The organism is Bacteroidota bacterium, from assembly GCA_018266835.1.
GTDB lineage: Bacteria > Bacteroidota > Ignavibacteria > Tepidaquicellales > Tepidaquicellaceae > JAFDZO01.
On record JAFDZP010000002.1, the window covers coordinates 893,621 to 912,387 of the forward strand.

16 protein-coding genes are annotated in these 18,767 nt (G+C 36.7%); 13 read left to right on the forward strand and 3 right to left on the reverse strand.

The window, feature by feature from the left end:
• Positions 1 to 116: 116 nt before the first annotated feature.
• The 7 genes from JST55_05735 (at position 117) to surE (ending at position 7,286) form a co-directional block, all read left to right on the forward strand.
• A complete protein-coding gene (locus JST55_05735) occupies positions 117 to 1,880 on the forward strand; it encodes a succinate dehydrogenase flavoprotein subunit (protein ID MBS1492986.1) in 1,764 nt (587 codons plus the stop codon).
• A 33-nt stretch (positions 1,881 to 1,913) separates the two neighbouring features.
• Complete coding sequence (locus JST55_05740; GenBank protein ID MBS1492987.1) at positions 1,914 to 2,681, forward strand: hypothetical protein; 768 nt, start codon at positions 1,914 to 1,916, stop codon at positions 2,679 to 2,681.
• A gap of 39 nt (positions 2,682 to 2,720) precedes the next feature.
• Entirely contained in the window at positions 2,721 to 3,431 is a 711-nt protein-coding gene (locus tag JST55_05745) for a succinate dehydrogenase iron-sulfur subunit (protein ID MBS1492988.1), read from the forward strand.
• A 97-nt stretch (positions 3,432 to 3,528) separates the two neighbouring features.
• Positions 3,529 to 4,776, forward strand: coding sequence for a hypothetical protein (locus tag JST55_05750; GenBank protein MBS1492989.1), 1,248 nt, complete (start codon positions 3,529 to 3,531; stop codon positions 4,774 to 4,776).
• Positions 4,777 to 4,778: 2 nt separating this feature from the next.
• Positions 4,779 to 5,804, forward strand: coding sequence for a GTPase ObgE (gene obgE / locus JST55_05755; protein MBS1492990.1), 1,026 nt, complete (start codon positions 4,779 to 4,781; stop codon positions 5,802 to 5,804).
• Positions 5,788 to 6,477 carry an FkbM family methyltransferase gene (locus JST55_05760; protein MBS1492991.1) on the forward strand — a complete coding sequence of 230 codons (690 nt, stop codon included), beginning with the start codon at positions 5,788 to 5,790 and terminating at the stop codon, positions 6,475 to 6,477. Before obgE ends, JST55_05760 begins: the two co-directional genes overlap by 17 nt.
• A gap of 5 nt (positions 6,478 to 6,482) precedes the next feature.
• Positions 6,483 to 7,286 carry a 5'/3'-nucleotidase SurE gene (gene surE / locus JST55_05765; GenBank protein ID MBS1492992.1) on the forward strand — a complete coding sequence of 268 codons (804 nt, stop codon included), beginning with the start codon at positions 6,483 to 6,485 and terminating at the stop codon, positions 7,284 to 7,286.
• 75 nt (positions 7,287 to 7,361) lie between these two features.
• On the opposite strand, the gene JST55_05770 is transcribed toward surE, so the two are convergent.
• Together JST55_05770 and JST55_05775 are read right to left on the reverse strand one after the other, a co-directional pair.
• On the reverse strand, positions 7,362 to 8,933 hold the full coding sequence (locus tag JST55_05770; GenBank protein MBS1492993.1) for a hypothetical protein: 1,572 nt from the start codon (positions 8,931 to 8,933) through the stop codon (positions 7,362 to 7,364).
• Positions 8,934 to 9,120: 187 nt separating this feature from the next.
• Positions 9,121 to 10,401, reverse strand: coding sequence for a citrate (Si)-synthase (locus tag JST55_05775; GenBank protein ID MBS1492994.1), 1,281 nt, complete (start codon positions 10,399 to 10,401; stop codon positions 9,121 to 9,123).
• Positions 10,402 to 11,124: 723 nt separating this feature from the next.
• Here JST55_05775 and JST55_05780 point away from each other — a divergent pair.
• The 5 genes from JST55_05780 to JST55_05800 all read left to right on the forward strand — a co-directional run bounded on the left by JST55_05780 (position 11,125) and on the right by JST55_05800 (position 14,691).
• Positions 11,125 to 11,799, forward strand: coding sequence for a metal-dependent hydrolase (locus tag JST55_05780; protein ID MBS1492995.1), 675 nt, complete (start codon positions 11,125 to 11,127; stop codon positions 11,797 to 11,799).
• A 32-nt stretch (positions 11,800 to 11,831) separates the two neighbouring features.
• A complete protein-coding gene (locus JST55_05785) occupies positions 11,832 to 12,680 on the forward strand; it encodes an AAA family ATPase (protein MBS1492996.1) in 849 nt (282 codons plus the stop codon).
• A 185-nt stretch (positions 12,681 to 12,865) separates the two neighbouring features.
• A complete protein-coding gene (locus tag JST55_05790) occupies positions 12,866 to 13,756 on the forward strand; it encodes a ParB/RepB/Spo0J family partition protein (protein MBS1492997.1) in 891 nt (296 codons plus the stop codon).
• 45 nt (positions 13,757 to 13,801) lie between these two features.
• A complete protein-coding gene (locus JST55_05795) occupies positions 13,802 to 14,179 on the forward strand; it encodes a RidA family protein (GenBank protein ID MBS1492998.1) in 378 nt (125 codons plus the stop codon).
• A gap of 44 nt (positions 14,180 to 14,223) precedes the next feature.
• Positions 14,224 to 14,691, forward strand: coding sequence for an SRPBCC domain-containing protein (locus JST55_05800; GenBank protein ID MBS1492999.1), 468 nt, complete (start codon positions 14,224 to 14,226; stop codon positions 14,689 to 14,691).
• Positions 14,692 to 14,771: 80 nt separating this feature from the next.
• On the opposite strand, the gene rpsT is transcribed toward JST55_05800, so the two are convergent.
• On the reverse strand, positions 14,772 to 15,029 hold the full coding sequence (rpsT, locus tag JST55_05805) for a 30S ribosomal protein S20 (protein ID MBS1493000.1): 258 nt from the start codon (positions 15,027 to 15,029) through the stop codon (positions 14,772 to 14,774).
• Between the two features lie 159 nt (positions 15,030 to 15,188).
• On the opposite strand from rpsT, the gene JST55_05810 reads away from it, so the two are divergent.
• Positions 15,189 to 18,731, forward strand: coding sequence for a hypothetical protein (locus tag JST55_05810; GenBank protein ID MBS1493001.1), 3,543 nt, complete (start codon positions 15,189 to 15,191; stop codon positions 18,729 to 18,731).
• Positions 18,732 to 18,767: the final 36 nt, after the last annotated feature.

Consider the following 18,767-nt stretch of genomic DNA (forward strand, 5'->3'; position numbering starts at 1 on the left):
CGTAAGGTAGTTTCCCAACGGGGACGTTGGGAAACAGGAGAAAATTTTAAACGAATAAAATTTATATAAAATATAAAAAGAAATTTTTAAAATAATCACAAAGGTAATTTTATAAAATCATGGTACAAAATTTTGACGTTGTTATAATCGGTGCAGGAGGCGCGGGGCTTCGCGCAGCTGTAGAAATTCCGAAAGAATATTCATGCGCAGTTCTATCAAAAGTTTTCCCGCCGCGTTCCCATACAGGAACAGCCCAGGGCGGTGTCTGCGCAGCGCTGGCAAACATGGAAGATGATTCATGGGAGAACCATGCATACGATACTGTAAAAGGAAGCGATTATCTCGGCGACCAGGACTGCATTGAAGTTATGTGCAAAGATGCTATAAGAGCTATCATGGAGCTTGAACACATGGGTATGCCGTTCTCAAGAAATGAAGACGGAAAAATCGCTCAGAGATTTTTCGGCGGGCACACAAGACCTGTTGACCCGAATGAACCTAACGGAAAAAGAGTCGCTGTAAAACGCTCATGCTACTCAGCCGATAGAACAGGACACGTAATGCTTCACACCCTATATGAAACTTGTATAAAGAATCACGTAAATTTCTTCTCGGAATATTTTGTAACAGATTTAATTGTAGAAGACGGAGTTTGCAAAGGTGTAGTTGCAATGGATATTGCAACGAGTGAAATTCACACCTTCCACGCTAAGGCAGTTATATTTGCAACAGGCGGTTACGGAAGAGTTTTCAGAATTACATCTAACGCTCACGTAGGAACAGGCGACGGTTATGCATTATGTTATAACAACGGATTGCCATTGGAAGATATGGAATTCTTCCAGTTCCACCCGACGGGATTATGGAAGCTTGGAATACTTGTCAGCGAAGCTGCAAGAGGTGAAGGCGGAATATTAAAGAATAAAGACGGCGAGAGATTCATGGCGCGCTACGCTCCGACTGTTATGGACTTGGCACCTAGAGACATGGTATCACGCGCAATTATTTCAGAGATAAGAGAAGGACGCGGAATAAGAGGAAGTGACGGAACAGATTACGTTTACCTTGATGTATCACACTTAGGAAAAGAAGTTATTGATGATAAGCTCCCGGAAATTACCGGCTTTGCAAGAACATACTTAGGCGTTGAGCCGACAAAAGAACCTATTCCGATTCAGCCTACTGCTCACTACGCTATGGGTGGTATACCTACAAATGTAAACGGTGAAGTTTTATTAAATGAAAAAGGCGATACAGTTAAAGGACTTTATGCTGCCGGTGAATGCGCATGCGTTTCAGTTCACGGCGCAAACAGACTCGGAACAAACTCATTACTGGACTTAGTTGTATTCGGAAGAAGAACAGGAAAGGCAGTAACGGAATTTGTGAAGAACAATGATTACGCACCGATGCCTGCCGATGCTGCAGAGAAATCAAAAAAGATAATCAACGATATATTCAATAAATCAGGAAGCGAAAAAGTTGTAACACTCAGAACTGAACTGCAGGATACAATGATGGTTGACTGCGGAGTTTTCAGGAACGAAGCTGACTTAAGAAGAATGGTTGAGAAAGTAAAAGAGATAAAAGAGAGAGCAAAGAATATTTCTATTCAGGATAAAGGAAAAGTATTTAATACGGATTTAATAGAAGCTATCGAGCTTGATAACTTAATTGTTACAGCAGAAGCAACTGTTAACAGCGCTTATGCAAGACAGGAATCACGCGGCGCGCATACAAGAGAAGATTTTCCGAAGAGAGACGATGTAAACTGGATGAAGCATACATTTGCTTTCAAGAATCCTGAAGGCGGAGAACCGATATTGAAATACAAACCGGTTACTCTTACAAGATTTACACCAATGGAAAGAAAGTATTAAAAAGAAGTACTAATAAATTATCAACCCCAATAAATGAAGTTAAGTCTTGTTTTAGTTTTTTTATCGTTCTTTAGCATAACCTTTGCGCAAAGTGATACAGCGTATTTTAAAGTCGGCAATTACAAATTCAGAGCAATTCATGTCGATTCGAATTATACAACGACATTGAGAGTTACCGAAGGTAACGATGTAATTTACAAAGGCGAATTTGAAGAAAGGATTGATACTGTAACTGCAGTAGATTTCAATAAGGACGGGAATAAAACAATTCTGTTTAATGTTTATACCGGCGGTGCGCATTGCTGCAATACATTATACGCCTGTAAAATAAAAAACGACAAGCTGGTTTTTACGGATAGTTTATTTACCGCAGATGCATATTTTGAAATTCAGGATTTGAATAAAAACGGTAAGTATCAGATGATAACTTACAATATGATGTTTGCGTATGCGTTCACAAATTTTGCAGAGACACGAGCGCCTGTTTTAGTTTATACAGTAGAGAACGGAAGGTTCAAAGAAATCACAAAAAATTATCCTGTGCTGGTTCGTTCTCAGATTGATGAATGGCAAAGTGACTTAGAAGTTTTCTTAGACAGTAATTACAAATGTGAAGCAGAAGGTGATGAAACATTCAATACGGATGCAGGCTCGGTGAAAACTATACTTGCAGCTATTACAGCAAATTATTATACGCTCGGAGAAGTTTACAAAGGATATGAGCTGATTGATAAAACGTACCAATGCCCGGATAAAGAGAAATTTATTCAGACGTTAAAAGAAGATTACAAGTTGAAATAAATAATTGAAATAAAAATTTATCATTAATATATTATTATAATGGATATCACAGTAAAAATTTTGAGATACAACCCTGAAAAAGATTCACAGCCGTATTTTCAGGACTTCAATCTTAAGGGCATAAGCGGAGATTGGAGACTTCTCGATGTTCTTCACGAGATAAAATGGAAACACGACGGGACTCTTACGTTCAGGCGTTCATGCGCTCACGGAATCTGTGGAAGCGATGGAATGAAGATCAACGGCAAGAACAGACTTGCTTGCTCACTTCTTTTGAAAGATATGAATACAAACAAGCCTATTACAATTGAACCGCTGCCATCACTGCCGATAATAAAAGATTTAGTAGTGGATATGTCCAGCTTCTTCCAGAAATATGAAGTAATAAAACCATATCTGATAAACAAAACACCGCCGCCGCCAAACAGCGAGAGACTGCAATCGAATGAAGATGCAGAGATGCTGTTTGAATCAGCGAAGTGTATTCTATGCGCATGCTGCACAACATCATGCCCTTCCACATGGACAAATGAAAATTATCTTGGACCCGCAGCATTGCTAAAAGCATACAGATTTGCTTTTGATACAAGGGATGATGCGCATGGGGAAAGACTTGATATCATAGATAACCCTGACGGTATATGGAGATGCCACACAATATTTAACTGTATCGAAGCATGTCCGAAGGAAATTAATATCACGTGGCATATTTCTCAATTGAAGAAAAGAATTTCAACGAAGGAAGCTTAAGAATTACTTTCGTAACGCACTTAAATTTTAAGCCCGTTCGCGGGCTTTTTTATTAAAAAGTATTTGTTTTAAATATTAAGCAATAAGATTAAAAAAGATGTTTGAAAGTCTTGTAAAAGAAAAAACAAATTCGGAAAAAAGTAAAATAAGACTGCTCTCACCTGTATCAAGAAATACAGTAGCGAAGAGCGAGCTATCACCATTCATCAAAAATTTTATTTTTAATGAAACTCAGGAAATAACTGAAAGCGATTATCTTGATGAGCTGATTGAGAAAGGCGTAAAGCTGCAGTTTAATTTTACGCTGAGACCTAAGTGGACTTTATTGAATTACGTTTACGGCAGTATAGAATCAAAGTCCGATAACGAGATAAGACATAAGCTAAAAGTATTTACCTTTTACAAATTTTACCCGGATACAATATTAAATTATCTTGATGAGGAAACTCATTTATATGTATCAAGAAACAAAATCGAATTGTTATTAAAAGATACGAATGAAGTTTTATACAATAAGCTTACCAATGAGATTTCAGGTGTAAAGATAAAGAATTTTCTGGTCAATATTTTCAAGCTTAAGTACGATGATGAAAGCAAAATTAATTTAGAGTCTTCCATTCCCTTTTCATTTATAAAGATTTTTCTGGAAGATAAAGAGTATGATGATTTACTGAAAAAGTTTGATGTCATTCCTAATTTAAAAGATACTACTTTAGTTTCTTATAAGGATATCATAAAAGTCCTTACCGATAAATATACAGTTCACGATGAGAAACATACAGAGAAGCATGAAGAGACAAATGAAAAAAATGTTCAGAGGAAAGAAGATAAGCATGAAGAAATATTTGAGCCGATAACTATTACACAGGATAATATAAAAGAAGAGTTAAAAAACGAAGAAAAAAAGATTGAGATTGATATTCCTAAGAAAGAGATAAAAGCACCTAAGAAGGAAATTAATTATACTAAATACGATATATACTCTGATGATTTAATTAAAGAACGCGACGCGAAAGAAAAAGAAGAGGAAGAGAATATTTCAGAGAAGGATAAGGAAGTTTTTGCAGAGACCCATGATAACGATATAGGCGACCAGTACGAAATAAAAAGACTCTTCACTGAAAAAGAACTGAACGTTATAAGAGATAAAGTTTACGCCGGAAGCAAAACGGCAATGAAGAATTCATTCAGAACTCTTGCCGGAATAAACAACTGGAAAGAAGCGGCTTCTCATTTAAAAGATTTATACAACGAAAATAAAGTACACATTTATCACAAGCCGGTGGTAAAATTTACCGATGCTTTACAGGAGCATTTCACAAATAAAGCAAACAATCAGGGATAACAATGTTTTTAGATCACGCAAAAATTTTTATTAAGTCCGGAGACGGCGGCAACGGAGTTGTAAGTTTTCGCAGGGAGAAGTTCGTTCCTAAAGGCGGACCAAACGGCGGAGACGGCGGAAGAGGCGGAGATATAATCTTCAAAGCAAATGCACAGCTCTCTACTTTAATTGACTTCTCGTACAAAAGACATTACAAGGCAGGAAGAGGAAAGCATGGCGAAGGCGGACTGAAGACAGGCAAAGATGCAGAAGACGTGATAATACAAGTCCCCTGCGGCAGCATAATAAAAGATGAAACAACAGGTGAAGTGCTTGCCGACCTTACAAAAGACGGCGAAGAAAAAATTGTACTCAAAGGCGGACGAGGCGGAAGAGGAAATAATCACTTCAAGACATCGACTGTACAGGCACCGCGATATGCAGAGCAAGGAAGAGACGGCAAAGAAGCTAATGTTATAATTGAATTAAAACTGATAGCTGATGTAGGTTTGGTTGGATTTCCAAATGCTGGCAAGTCAACATTGATTTCTAACATCTCTGCAGCGAAGCCAAAGATAGCGGACTATCCGTTTACTACATTAGTCCCTAATCTCGGAATTGTTCGATACAAGGAATATGAGTCATTCGTTGTTGCTGATATCCCGGGAATTATAGAGGGAGCATCTGACGGAAAAGGATTAGGGATTCAATTCTTAAAACACATCGAACGCACAAAGATTTTATTATTCTTAATAGATACAACTAACTTAATTGAAGCAAGCACTAAGAAAGAATTTTTGAAGGAGTATAAGACTTTATTAAAAGAACTGGAGAATTACTCTGAAGAGCTTATAAAGAAACCAAGAATAATCTGCTTCACAAAAATTGATGCAATCCCCGATGAACTGAAAAAGAAAATACAGAAAATTAAAACCGATGAAACGAAATTATTAATATCATCTGTAAGCGGCGAAGGATTGGACAAACTAAAAGATTTACTATGGACAAAAATTCAGGAACTTAAAGAACACGATGAACAAGCTGTTTGAAATTTATGAAAGTGAAAAGCTCGATGTAAAAGTTGTTTGTGAAGTCGGTGTATATTATCCGGAAACATCAAAACTCAAAGAATTTATTGATAGAGGGATACAGGCAATATTAGTAGAAGCTGACCCGATATGTGTTGAAAAAATTCATTCGTATTTCAAAGGCAAAAATATCAAAGTTTTTCCTTTCGCAGTCTGGGATAAGGAAGAGACTGTAACGCTTTACCGCTCGCAGGCATCAACATTTCTTGAAGGAATAAATGAAAGTCCCGCCATAATAAACGATAATTACAAACCTGATAAAAAAGACAGCTTCACTGCTGAAGCGAAATTATTCAGCACTATGGATGCCGGAGACATTGATATACTTTCAATTGATATCGAAGGAGCTGAATGGTTTGTGCTTAAGCATTTAGTCTCGCGTCCTAAGCTGATTAACATAGAGCTCCGCGCAGGTAAATATTCCAATCCATATAAGAATGAAATTGAAAACTGGCTGAACACTAACAACTATAAACTCTTAATTCACGATGATACAGACAGCATTTTTTATAAAGAGGGAGCATTGCAAATATCATCTACTGATAAAATCTCTAACTCTATTGGCAACATTGGAACTGAGTTAAACCACTCAATACAAAAATTAAAAAGAACAATTTTCAAAAAGGATAAATAAGCTCCATGCAAAAAGTACAGAAGAAAAAAGTAACGAAGAATAAAAAACCTGTTATACTTATTTCAAACGATGACGGAATAGAATCACCCGGCATAAACACACTTGCAAAAGAAATCAGCAAGTTTGCCGAAGTATATGTTGCAGCACCGCATACACAGCAGAGCGCTGCGGGGCACGCGATAACGGTTTCAAGTCCGATAAGAGCAACTAAGATTTACAAGAACAATAAATTTTTCGGCTATGCAGTTGAAGGCACTCCCGCCGATAGTGTAAAGCTTGCAACAAGAAATTTATATGCAGATAAAAAATTTGACCTTTGCATCTCGGGCATAAACCAGGGAGCAAACACTGCTATCAATATAATTTACTCAGGAACAGTCTCTGCCGCTACAGAAGCAACTATACTCGGCATTCCTTCTATAGCTGTTTCACTGGGAAGTTTTTCATTTACAGATTTTAAACCATCGGCAAAATTCGCTGCTAAGATTGCAAAGATTGTCTTGCAAAAAGGACTGCCGAAAGGAACTTTGCTCAATGTAAACATACCTGCCGTTCCTGAAAGTAAAATCAGAGGTGTATTGATTACCAAGCAGGGAAAATCTGACTGGGACGACTTCTATGAGAAACGTTTAGACCCGAATAAAAGACCTTACTACTGGTTAGTCGGCGACCATATCTTATCTGATAAGACAAATGATTTAGACCATAAAGCAATACAGGAAAATTATATTTCCATTACTCCTATACAATACGATCTGACTGATTATAAAATGCTGGATGAACTTCAGGACTGGAAAATAAAAAAGTGACATAAAGAATTAAATTAAAGAAGCAAGGAGAGATGTCTGGACACCTCTCCTAACTTTTGCACGATTCAATTGTTATCAGTGGTCCTTTTTAGGTTTATCGTGCTTATCACCTTTCGGATTATCTTTTGGCCTGTCATTTCCTGACGGCCTTGAATCTCTGTTTTCCTTTTTAGGATTTCCCGGAGACTTATCTCTTTTAAAATCCTTATTAGGATTACCCTTTTGTTTATCTTCTTTGTTTCTCTTCACTTCTTTCTTAGGCTGTTCTTTATTTCCTTTGTCTTTATTACTTCTTTCTTTATTAAAGTTTCCGTCATTATTTTTAGGAGCTTTCTCCCTTTTTTCAAATTTTTGATTTCCTCTCTTTTCACCGTATTTCATTTTAGAATCATCAATCATCTTCTTTCTTTCTTCTTTTTTGTTTTCTTTAAATCCTTCTTTCATCCCTTTGTTATCGTGCTGCTGCTTATCCATATTGGGCACGTTTTGCTTACCGATATCTTCAACTTTGTTCTTATTTCCGGCCGAGTTGTTTCTGTTTTCTCTGTTCCAGACTTCCTGAAAATTATTGAATTTCTCAGGTGAACTTACAACAATATTTCTGTTCTTGTTTCCTTTTACCTTTGTAAAAATCGGTGCAAAAGTATTTATACTGTTGTTTTCAATCCATGTATTCTTAAAGCCTTCATTCATCGTTACAACTTTATACGGAGCAATTGGTCTACCCGAGATTCTTTCTATCTCAGTAAACTCAGGACCATGATTACAAATCACTCTGTCTCTTACAAATATTCCGTTGAGCTTTTTCATGCCTTTAACTTTTATTTTATCAACATAAACATGTTCATAAACAACGGGCTCAACAAAATATCTTTTTTCTACTACTACATAACGGTCTTCGTAAACCGGAACCGGCTGTATTACATTATTGACAACATATACATCAGGCGGAACAGGAGTCCACGCTATATTATCATCGTCTTCTCTCCAGTCAACCCATGCTGGTGAACGGACTCTTCCGGGAACCCATACCCATCCCATTGTTGGTGAGTATGCCCATCTTCCGTAGTGGTGAACTACTTCTTCGTATGGAGTAGGAGCTTTAAAGTACCAGCCTTCGTCAGATGCTATCCATTGACCGTTTGTATAAGGTCTGTACATTGGTGCAGCAGCAACAACAGTAGGTTCATCTGTTACCACAGGAGTACCTGTAGAAATTGAAACTGCCATCGATGGGTCCGGTCTCCATACAAAAAATGCTCCAACATTTACATCAGCTGCTACAGCATCATTCACTCCGAATAATTGGCTGAAAGTCATATGCGGAAATGATGAACTTCTGTCTTTTAATATTTCGTTAAGTTCGTCTGATTGTTCTCCTGCTGAAGTAGGCTCTTCAGATTTCAGATCTTTTGATGTCACTTCAATCCACTCGCCATGCGGTGCAAGTTCATCATAAAACTGTTTATAATCTACGGTCATTAAATCTTCATGGGATTCATTTATATCAGATTGTGCAACCGTATCTTTTGCAACTGCTTGATCATTTTGCTGTTCTGTATAGCTCGAACTTTTACAGGAAAAAGAAATTGCGCAAAGCAGTATGCTTAGGGCAAAGAGAGTATTTTTTAAATTTAGATTTTTCATTAAATCCTCCTTATTAGTACAAATTGGTACAAATAAAGAAGCCATCTATATGCCGAACAAATCGCGGATAATCAATGAAAATTGAATGATATACAGAGAGGTGTTTGAAAGAATGTATAAATTACGACAATTATGACAGAGAGAAAGCTATAAAGCTCTCTCCCCGTCTATAATAATCATAAATTTATTATACAGCTGAGTGTTTTTTCACGAAGTTAGTTGTCACAGATTTCGGTCTTACGATGGAAGCATTCATGCCTCTTGCAAGAATTAACTGAGCTGACATTCCAAGAATTCTTGAAACGCTGAATACTACAGTGTAATATTCGAACTCTTTTAATCCATAGTGATAAAGCATTGAACCGCTGCCTGCGTCTACATTTGGCCATGGATCTTTTGCTTTGCCCTGTTGAATTAAGATCTGCGGAACCAATTCAAATAATTGTTTTACAATTTTGAATATCTCATCATCCGGAATATATTTATTTCCGAAATCTAAGAAAGCAATAAATCTCGGGTCGGTTACTCTTAATACTGCGTGACCGTATCCCGGAATTACTCTTCCGCTTTGTAAAAGCTTATTGCAATAATCTTTTACTTCTTCGTCAGATGGCGAGTGACCAAAATCGTTTCTCATCTTTACGATGAAGTTAAGACATTCCTGATTTGCTAATCCGTGTAATGGACCTGCAAGTCCGTTAAGTCCTGCGCTGATTGCATAGTATGCATCGGATAAAGCAGAACCAACAGTATATGTTGTAAATGCTGAAACGTTTCCGCCTTCATGGTCTGAGTGGAGCACCATATATAATCTCATAAGGTCTGCAAGCTTTCCGTTATCATCCTGAATGCCAAGCATCTTTGCATAGTTTGCTGCCCAGTCAAGATTTTTATCGGGAGCGATCATATCACCCTTATTGAATCTTTTTCTGTAAACATACGCTGCAAGAACAGGAACTCTTGCGATAATGTTTAAGCAGTCTTCAAGCATAAATTCCCATAGGTTTCCTTTTGCTGCGCCTGTGCTGTAAGCTTTTCTGAATTCAGATTCATATTCCATTGCAAGCACACCGGTATTGAACATTACCATAGGATGAGTATCTGCAGGTAATGCGTTGAGCATATCGATAACGTATTGCGGCAGTGTTGCTCTTGAAGATAATTCTTCCTGTAAGTCTTTGAGCTCTTCAGCGTTAGGAAGTTCGCCGATGAGTAATAAGTAAAATACTTCTTCAGGCAGTTTATCCGTAAGTTCAAGAATCGGAATCCCTCTGATAATTAAACCTGTATCTAAACCAACTTCTGATGTATCGCATACTAATCCTTTCACACCGCGCATGCCGCCGTAAAGCTGGTCAATTGTAACTTCACTGATAATTCTCGTACCGTGATCTTTTACAATTGATTTCGCTTCGTCTCTCAATGCAGGGAGTAAAGAAGACAATTTTTTCTTTAATAAATTTCCCATATGATTATTTAATATTAATAGTGTATAGTTTTGTAGACAGCAATAAATATACTCGTTTTAAAAAATATTAAAAAGTTACGTTTTTATACCAAACTTATTCAATTACGGATTACGAATTTCAAATTACGAACTGTTGTCTATACCCTTATAACAACCAATGTTACATTATTGTCACATTCTGGAACACTGATACTGTGTTAATTAAATAGTAGCATTTGATACCGCCCCCTCAATCCCCATCCTTATAAAGGAGGGGGGAAGCTATATTAAAAGGCGGAAAATAGTCGGGTTTTCTATAACTCCGTTGTTGTTTTTTCAATACTTGCATTTTTATTTTTCAAAAAAAGTCGGGTTTTGGTCGGGTTTTTCTGCAAAATAAGAATCCATCTTTGTCAAAACTAATCCAACCAAATTTAATATATCTTTGTTCTCCGTCCCAAACTCCTGTTTGGGACGGAACTGTAATGTCAAACTCTGTTTGACTGCGAAACGGAGTTTCGCGCCCAAAGCATTCCCAAACGGAGTTTGGGAATGAGAACAATATTCTGGCCTGACAGGATTAATCCGCCATGCCGGATTGTCAGGTCGCCAAAACAAAAATACTAACTCTAGATCTATATTCAAAACCTTTCCTCCCTATACCTACTAATAGGGAGAAATAATGTTTTAGACTTTAATAAATTTCAATTTAATGGTAACTTGAAAACCTAAACAATAGAAATTATGGGCAAAATAATATTTCACGGACATTCCTTTCTGGAAATTAAGACAGGAAATCATACTATATTAATAGACCCGTTTATTTCGGGAAATCCAAAGTGCGACGTTAAACCTGATGACGTAAAATGCGACTATATTATTTTATCTCACGGACACGGCGACCACTTTGGTGACTGCATTGCTCTTGCTGAAAAAAATAATGCTACAATAATTGCAACTGCCGAGCTTGCCGATTACGTAGGTGAAAAAGTGAAGTCGCACGGAATGAATTTAGGAGGCGGATATAACTTTGATTTTGGCAGAGTAAAACTTACTTTGGCTCATCATTCTTCTTCAACTCCCGACGGAAAATATGCGGGTGACCCAGCGGGAATAATTTTATCTGTCGAAGGAAAATGCATCTATCATGCAGGCGATACGGCTTTGTTCTACGATATGAAACTCATCGGCGAAACTAATAATATTGATATCGCTTTTCTGCCAATCGGTGATAATTACACAATGGGAATTGATGACGCAGTGAAGGCAGCAGAATATCTGAATCCTAAAATGATTGTACCGATACACTACAATACGTTCCCTGTGATTACCATAGATGAAAATGATTTCAAAAGAAAAATTGAATCCATCGGAAAGAAGTGCACAATATTGGCACCGGGCGAGTCAATCGATTTTTAAGAGAATTTTAAACGACTACCACTTACTATTTAATGACAAAAATAATAGCTATAGCTAATCAAAAAGGCGGAGTAGGAAAAACCACAACTGCAGTGAACCTTGCTGCATCGGTTGCAACGCTCGGAAAGAAAGTCCTTATGATTGATTCCGACCCTCAGGCAAATGCAACTACCGGCGTGGGAATTCAGCCCGTTGATGACGGTAATACAATTTACGAAGTTTTAGTTACAGATAAAAAAGCATCGAACTGCATTAAGGCTACTCCGATTCCGAACTTTGATTTAATTCCTTCAACTATAAATTTAGTCGCAGCAGAGCTTGAACTGATTGAGATTGCTTCACGCGAAAGAGTCCTGAAAAACAAACTGGATAGTTTTCTTAATAGTGATGAAGGCAAAGAAGGTGGACAACCAGACGGAAAACCAAAATACGATTTTATATTTATTGACTGTCCCCCATCGCTTGGACTGATAACTCTTAATGCATTAACGGCAGCTAACTCAGTTATGATTCCTGTTCAGTGCGAGTATTATGCATTGGAAGGATTATCACAGTTACTCAATACAATCAAGAACGTAAAAAATTCTTTCAATCCTGATTTAAACATCGAAGGATATTTAATGACGATGTTTGATTCACGTTTACGATTATCAAATCAGGTTGAAGCGGAATTAAATAAATTTTTCGGAGAGAAAGTTTTTAAGAATAAGATTTTCAGAAATGTAAAAATCGGTGAAGCTCCAAGTTACGGCAAACCGGTTTTAACTTACGACCCGACTTCTACCGGCGCTATGAACTACATAGACTTAGGAAGAGAATTACTTCAGAAAAACGGAATGGCGCTGGAAACAAGCGTGCCGGGATATCAGCACCCGTTTTAGAAAAAAGTATAAAGTAGCAAGTATAAAGTAGTAAGTAGAAAGTAGAATGTAAAATTGCCACGGCTTTTAAGCCGTGGAGGAAAACAAAACTAAAAATAGGCTTTAGCCAAATCTGTACTTGCCCTAAAACGCTTGGCAATTAAAAATAAAAATTTAATTTACACGTAATACAAAAAAGTTATCTTATGGAAAGAAATACAGGATTGGGAAAAGGACTATCTGCCTTATTTACCGAGAGAAATATTGACCCGAATATAAAGCCCGATGGCGGTGATAATAAATCATCCGTGATGGAAATTGAACTGGAGAAGATTAAGGTAAATCCTTTGCAGCCCCGTGTTAATTTCAATGAAGAGAAACTTGAAGAGCTTTCAGAGTCAATAAAAACTAACGGAATTATTCAGCCGATAACCGTCCGCCGCACTAAGGACATGACGGGCTATGAATTAATTTCCGGTGAAAGAAGATTAAGAGCAACAATGAAAGCAGGACTGAAAAAAATCCCTGCCTATGTTTATGAAAGACCGGTTGACTCAGACCAGAACATGCTTGAGCTTGCATTGATTGAAAATATTCAGAGAGATGATCTTAACGCAATGGAATTATCCGATACGTATCAGAAATTGCTTGATGACTATAATTTAACTCAGGAAGATGTTGCAAAAAGAGTTTCAAAAAGCAGAGCGGCTGTAGCAAATTATTTAAGGCTGCAGAAGCTTACTCCCGAAGTAAAAGTTTCTTTAAGGGATAATAAAATCAGTGAAGGGCATGCAAGAATTTTGCTAAGACTTGAAAATCCCGATGAACAAAAACTTCTATGGAGAAAAACTATTGAAGAGAATTTATCGGTAAGAAAACTTGAAGACCTCACCAAAGGCGATATAAAACCTAAAGGAAAAAGAAAAACTGCAAAGATAGATTTCAGTGATTCATATATAAAAGATATAGAAACAAAACTGATGAGATTTTTCGGAACACGCGTAAAAGTTAACACAAAGAAAAATAATTCCGGTGAAATTATAATTGAGTATTACAGCGATGACGATTTAGAGAGAATAATTGATAAATGTAATTAGTACTATTAATTAAAAAAATTCATCCAACAAATTAACCCAACTCTTATGCAAAGAATAATAAATACAGAAGGCGCTCCGAAACCAATCGGACCATATTCTCAGGCAGTAAATTTCAGAAGATTAATATTTACATCCGGCCAGGTAGCACTTAACGAGCACGGAGTAATTGCAACTGAAGATATAAAAGAGCAGACAAGAATTGTAATAGAGAACTTAAGAAAAATTTTACAGGCAGGCGGCTCATCTTTATTTAACGTTGTGAAGACAACGGTGTTCTTAAAAGATATGAATGACTTTGCTCAGATGAATGAAGTGTATGACGAATTTTTCGGAAAGGTTCTTCCTGCAAGAAGCACAGTGGAAGTTGCGCGTCTTCCGAAAGATGCAAAGGTAGAAATAGAAGTAATAGCGTTTATAAATTAATTTTGTAATTTAAAGCAGTACAATTTTTCAATCTAATATATATAATGAGCAGTCCAACTTACAACAAGTTACATGAAAAATTGGGGGAAGGTACAATCAGTTTTACAGTCGGCACAACAATTAAAAAAGATGTGCAGACGGTATGGGAACATATCTGCAAAGCAGACCTGGTAAAAAAATATTTTACAACGGATGCGCAGAGGGATTTAGATAAAGGCGGTGAAGTGATATGGATATGGGGAGATGAAGGCGCATTAATAAACGTGCTGGAAATTTACCCGAACGAAAAAATTGTTTTTGAGTGGAATGCTTACAAAGCGGAATATAAAGTAACGACGGAATTTATTCTGGAAGATATGAAATCTTATACTCGTTTGAAAATAAAAGAAAGAGGATGGTATAATGATGAACAGGGAATAAAAAGCGCTCTTGCAAATAATGGCGGCTGGACTGAATTTGTAAATGCTCTTAAAATATTTTTAGAGCACAACATAGCATTCTTAAAAAGCTAAAATAAATATAGAATAATTTTTAAAAACAAAAATGCCTCAATATAAATATATCGAGGCATTTTCTATTTATAAAATAAAAATTATGCTAATTTGTTTACGCGCTTTGCAAGTTTAGATTTCGCATTTGCAGCTTTATTCTTGTGAATAACGCCTTTTACTGCTGCTCTATCTAAAATAGCTACTGTTTTCTTTAATTCTTCAATAGCTGCAGTCTTATCTTTTGAGGTTACAACTCTTTTTGTTGAACCTTTAATAAGAGCTTTTACTTTTTTGTTCTTATCAGTTCTTTTTACCGTCTGTCTTGCTCTTTTCTGAGCGGATTTATGTCTTAATGGCATTTAAATAAGGTTATTTTTTTGACAAGAAATAATTTACCGATTATTTCAAAATTATTCAATCCATTTCTTTAACCTAAGTTAATCTGTAAAATTGCGATTTTGGAACAAAATACAAAGTAATGTATTGAAAGGTAAACAATCATTGAATATTTTCTTAAAATGCCCGTAAAGCGATTCACTATAATATTATTCACCTTGCTGTGCCTCTCACCGGCTTTTGCTCAGCAAAATAACAATAATAAAGTTTATAACGCAAAGGTCACCTTTCAGGATACGCTTATCAATACCGGCAATAAGTTTCTTATTCAATTTTCCGATATACTCACTTTAGATGACAAAATTATTTTAAAACCTTCCGACGACTACACTTTTAATTTTCGTGAAGGAACCGTTTTACTAAACAAAAATCTTTTTAAGAAATACGCGCTTGATACTTTCAGGGTTTATGATTTAAAAGTCGAGTACGATATCTTCCCTTACAATTTCAAAGATGAATATTCCAATTTTGAATTTACAAATGTACGTGACTCAGTAACAGGTGATACAATTCAGATAGCAACACAGAAAAAAGATTTTGTCGAAAGCTTATTTGAAGGAACCGATTTGGAAAAATCAGGTAGTTTGTTTCGCGGATTTACAGTCGGTTCAAATCGTGACCTAAGCTTAAACTCCGGCTTTCGCTTGCAGCTTAACGGAAAACTTTCCAATGATATAGAAATCGTTGCTGCACTTACTGATGAAAATACTCCTATACAGCCCGAAGGCAATACACAAAAATTACAGGAGCTTGATAAAGTCTTCATTGAACTGCGAAGCAAAAATGTAACTGGAACGCTTGGCGATATCAATGTGGATTTTACCAATACTGAGTTCGCAAATTTTACTCGAAAAATCCAAGGTGTTAAAGGATATCTCGATTACGGACTCGGAGACATTCAGCTTACAGGCGCGATAAGCAGAGGAAAGTTCAATACGAATAAATTCAACGGTATTGACGGAGTTCAGGGACCTTACAGACTCATCGGCAAAGAAAACGAGACGAATATTCTTGTACTCTCAGGTTCGGAAAGAGTTTACATAGACGGAATTGCAATGGTGCGCGGCGACCAGGCAGATTATACAATCGATTACGGCATAGGTGAAATTACTTTTACAAGCAGAAGAATTATTACCAATGCTACGCGTATTACAGTGGACTTTGAATACTCCGACAGGAAATATTCACGTTCACTTATTTCAGGCAGAAACCAATGGAATTTTCTCGACGATAAAATTTTTCTCAAAGCTTCCTATATAAATGAGAATGACAACGAAAACAAAACCATAGATTTTGATCTGACCGATAGCGACAGGCAGATACTTTCACAGGCAGGGGCTGATAAAAACAAAGCAACTAAGTCAGGCGTCACTTATGCAGGAGTCGATTCACTCGGCAACAGTAAGGGATTATATATTCTTGTTGATACATTGGTAAATGGTGTGCGCGATACAGTTTATAGATACGCTCCGGGTAATCCCGATGCACTTTACAACGTTGCTTTTTCACTCGTAGGAAACGGGCTCGGAGACTACATAAAGAAAACAATTTACGAGTATACTTTCGTTGGTGTTAATCAGGGAAACTTTGCTCCGATAGTTTTTATTCCAATTCCCACAGCATATCAGATGGGTGATCTGAACTTAACTTATTTTTCTTCTCCCAAAAAAGAATTTTATATAAATGTTGAGTCAGCGTACTCTTTATTGAACCGGAATAAATTATCGGTTGACCCGTTCATCGATACGAAAGGTACTGCAATACTTGGAGAGGTCGGCTTCAGGAAAGAAAAAGCAAATATTTTTGGAATGAATTTCCATAGTCTGGAATTTGCATTCAAAGAAAGATATGTGAATGAATCATTTACTTCATTGGATAGAATAAATTCAGTTGAGTTCACACGCACTTATGATATTCAGGATTCATCCATAGCAACTGAAGAGCTCCGTGAAGGAAGATTAAACATTCAGCCCACTAAAAATTTTGAAATAAAGGGTTTGTTCGGCCAGCTTAAACGCGGAGATTTCTTCAATGCATTCCGCACTAATGCAGGTTTTGCTTTCAGAGATGATTCGTTGAGACTTCCGGAAATAACTTACAATGTGGATATCGTAAACTCGGATTATTATATAGATAATTCTACCAGCAGATGGATTAAGCAAAATGCTTCAATCAGTTATTTTAAAAATCTCCATCTGCAGAAAGATAATTTCACTAATCTGGAGTTCAAGGTAACGTATCAGGGTGAAAACAGGAACGATGCGTTCAGCCGGGTATTCGGAGACAGTGTAAAATTCGGAAGCTTTGCATTCAATGAAGTTAAGCCGCACATAGGAATTAATAATTTTCATAACTTAAGTTTGTATGCAGAGTATAATTTCCGCAATGATGATTTAACCGATTTGGGAGTGATGCAGAACGAATCAAAAACTTACACTCAGATTTACGGATTGAAATACAACGGGCTGCAATGGCTATCTTCTTCATTCGATATATCTATAAGAGATAAAAAATATTCACAGGCATATATTGATAAAGGAAACGCCGATAATCAGACGATATTAGTAAACTCATTAATGAGAATTGACCCGTTCAATTCAGGGATACAAACGGATTTACTCTATAATATTTCCAGTGAAAGAACTGCAAAGATAGAAAAATTATTTGTAAAAGTACCGGTAGGACAAGGGAACTATGTTTACCTTGGAGATTTAAACAGCAACGGAATTCAGGATGAAAATGAATTTCAGCTTGCAACAAACAACGATGGTGACTATGTAAAAATAAATCTGCCGACTGACCAGCTCTTCCCTATTGTAGATGTAAAAACTTCTGCAAGATTATTAATACGACCTTCAAGATTTTTATCTCTTAACAGCAATAACTTTTTCGGAGATGTTATAAATAATTTATCACTTGAATCGTATTACAGAATTGATGAGAAGAGTAAAAACTCAAATACTTCAGACTTATACTTTCTGCGCACAAGCACATTTTTAAACGACAGCAATACTCTTGCAGGTACGCAGGTCTTCCAGCAGGACGTGAATTTCTTTGAGTTCAATCCCGAGTATTCACTTAAGCTAAGATACATTCAGCAGAAAGGTTTTACTCAGTATACAAGCGGTAACGAAAGATTATTGAATATTCAGCGCTCGGCAAAACTTAAAGTCGGTTTAACGAAAGATGTAACAACAAATGTTGAGTATCTGAATAAGACTGACAGAAACATCGCTCCTGTTTCATCGGTGCGTAACCGGAATATTATTTCAGACGGAATTAACTTTGATTTTTCTTACAGGCCTATACAGGTTATTGAAAGCGGCTTTACGCTTAACTTTACTCGGGCAGATGATTTTTATCCGACACCTTCTAACAGCGCAGATATAAATCAGCAGATATTCAGAGTGATTTATTCCTTTGCTACACTCGGCAGAGTGAGAGTTGAGCTGGAAAGAGATGAGATAAGATTATCCAATTCGCAAATTACAATTCCGTTTGAGCTAACTAACGGAAAAGTTGACGGCAAGAGTTATTTCTGGCGAGGAATATTTGACTACAGCATCAGCAAAAATATTCAGGCATCATTCAATTACGACGGCAGAATAGAAGGCGACAGAAAAGTTGTGCATACAGGAAGAGCGGAAGTAAGAGCATTCTTCTAAAAATTCTCTATATTTTAATTAATAATTTTTGTAATT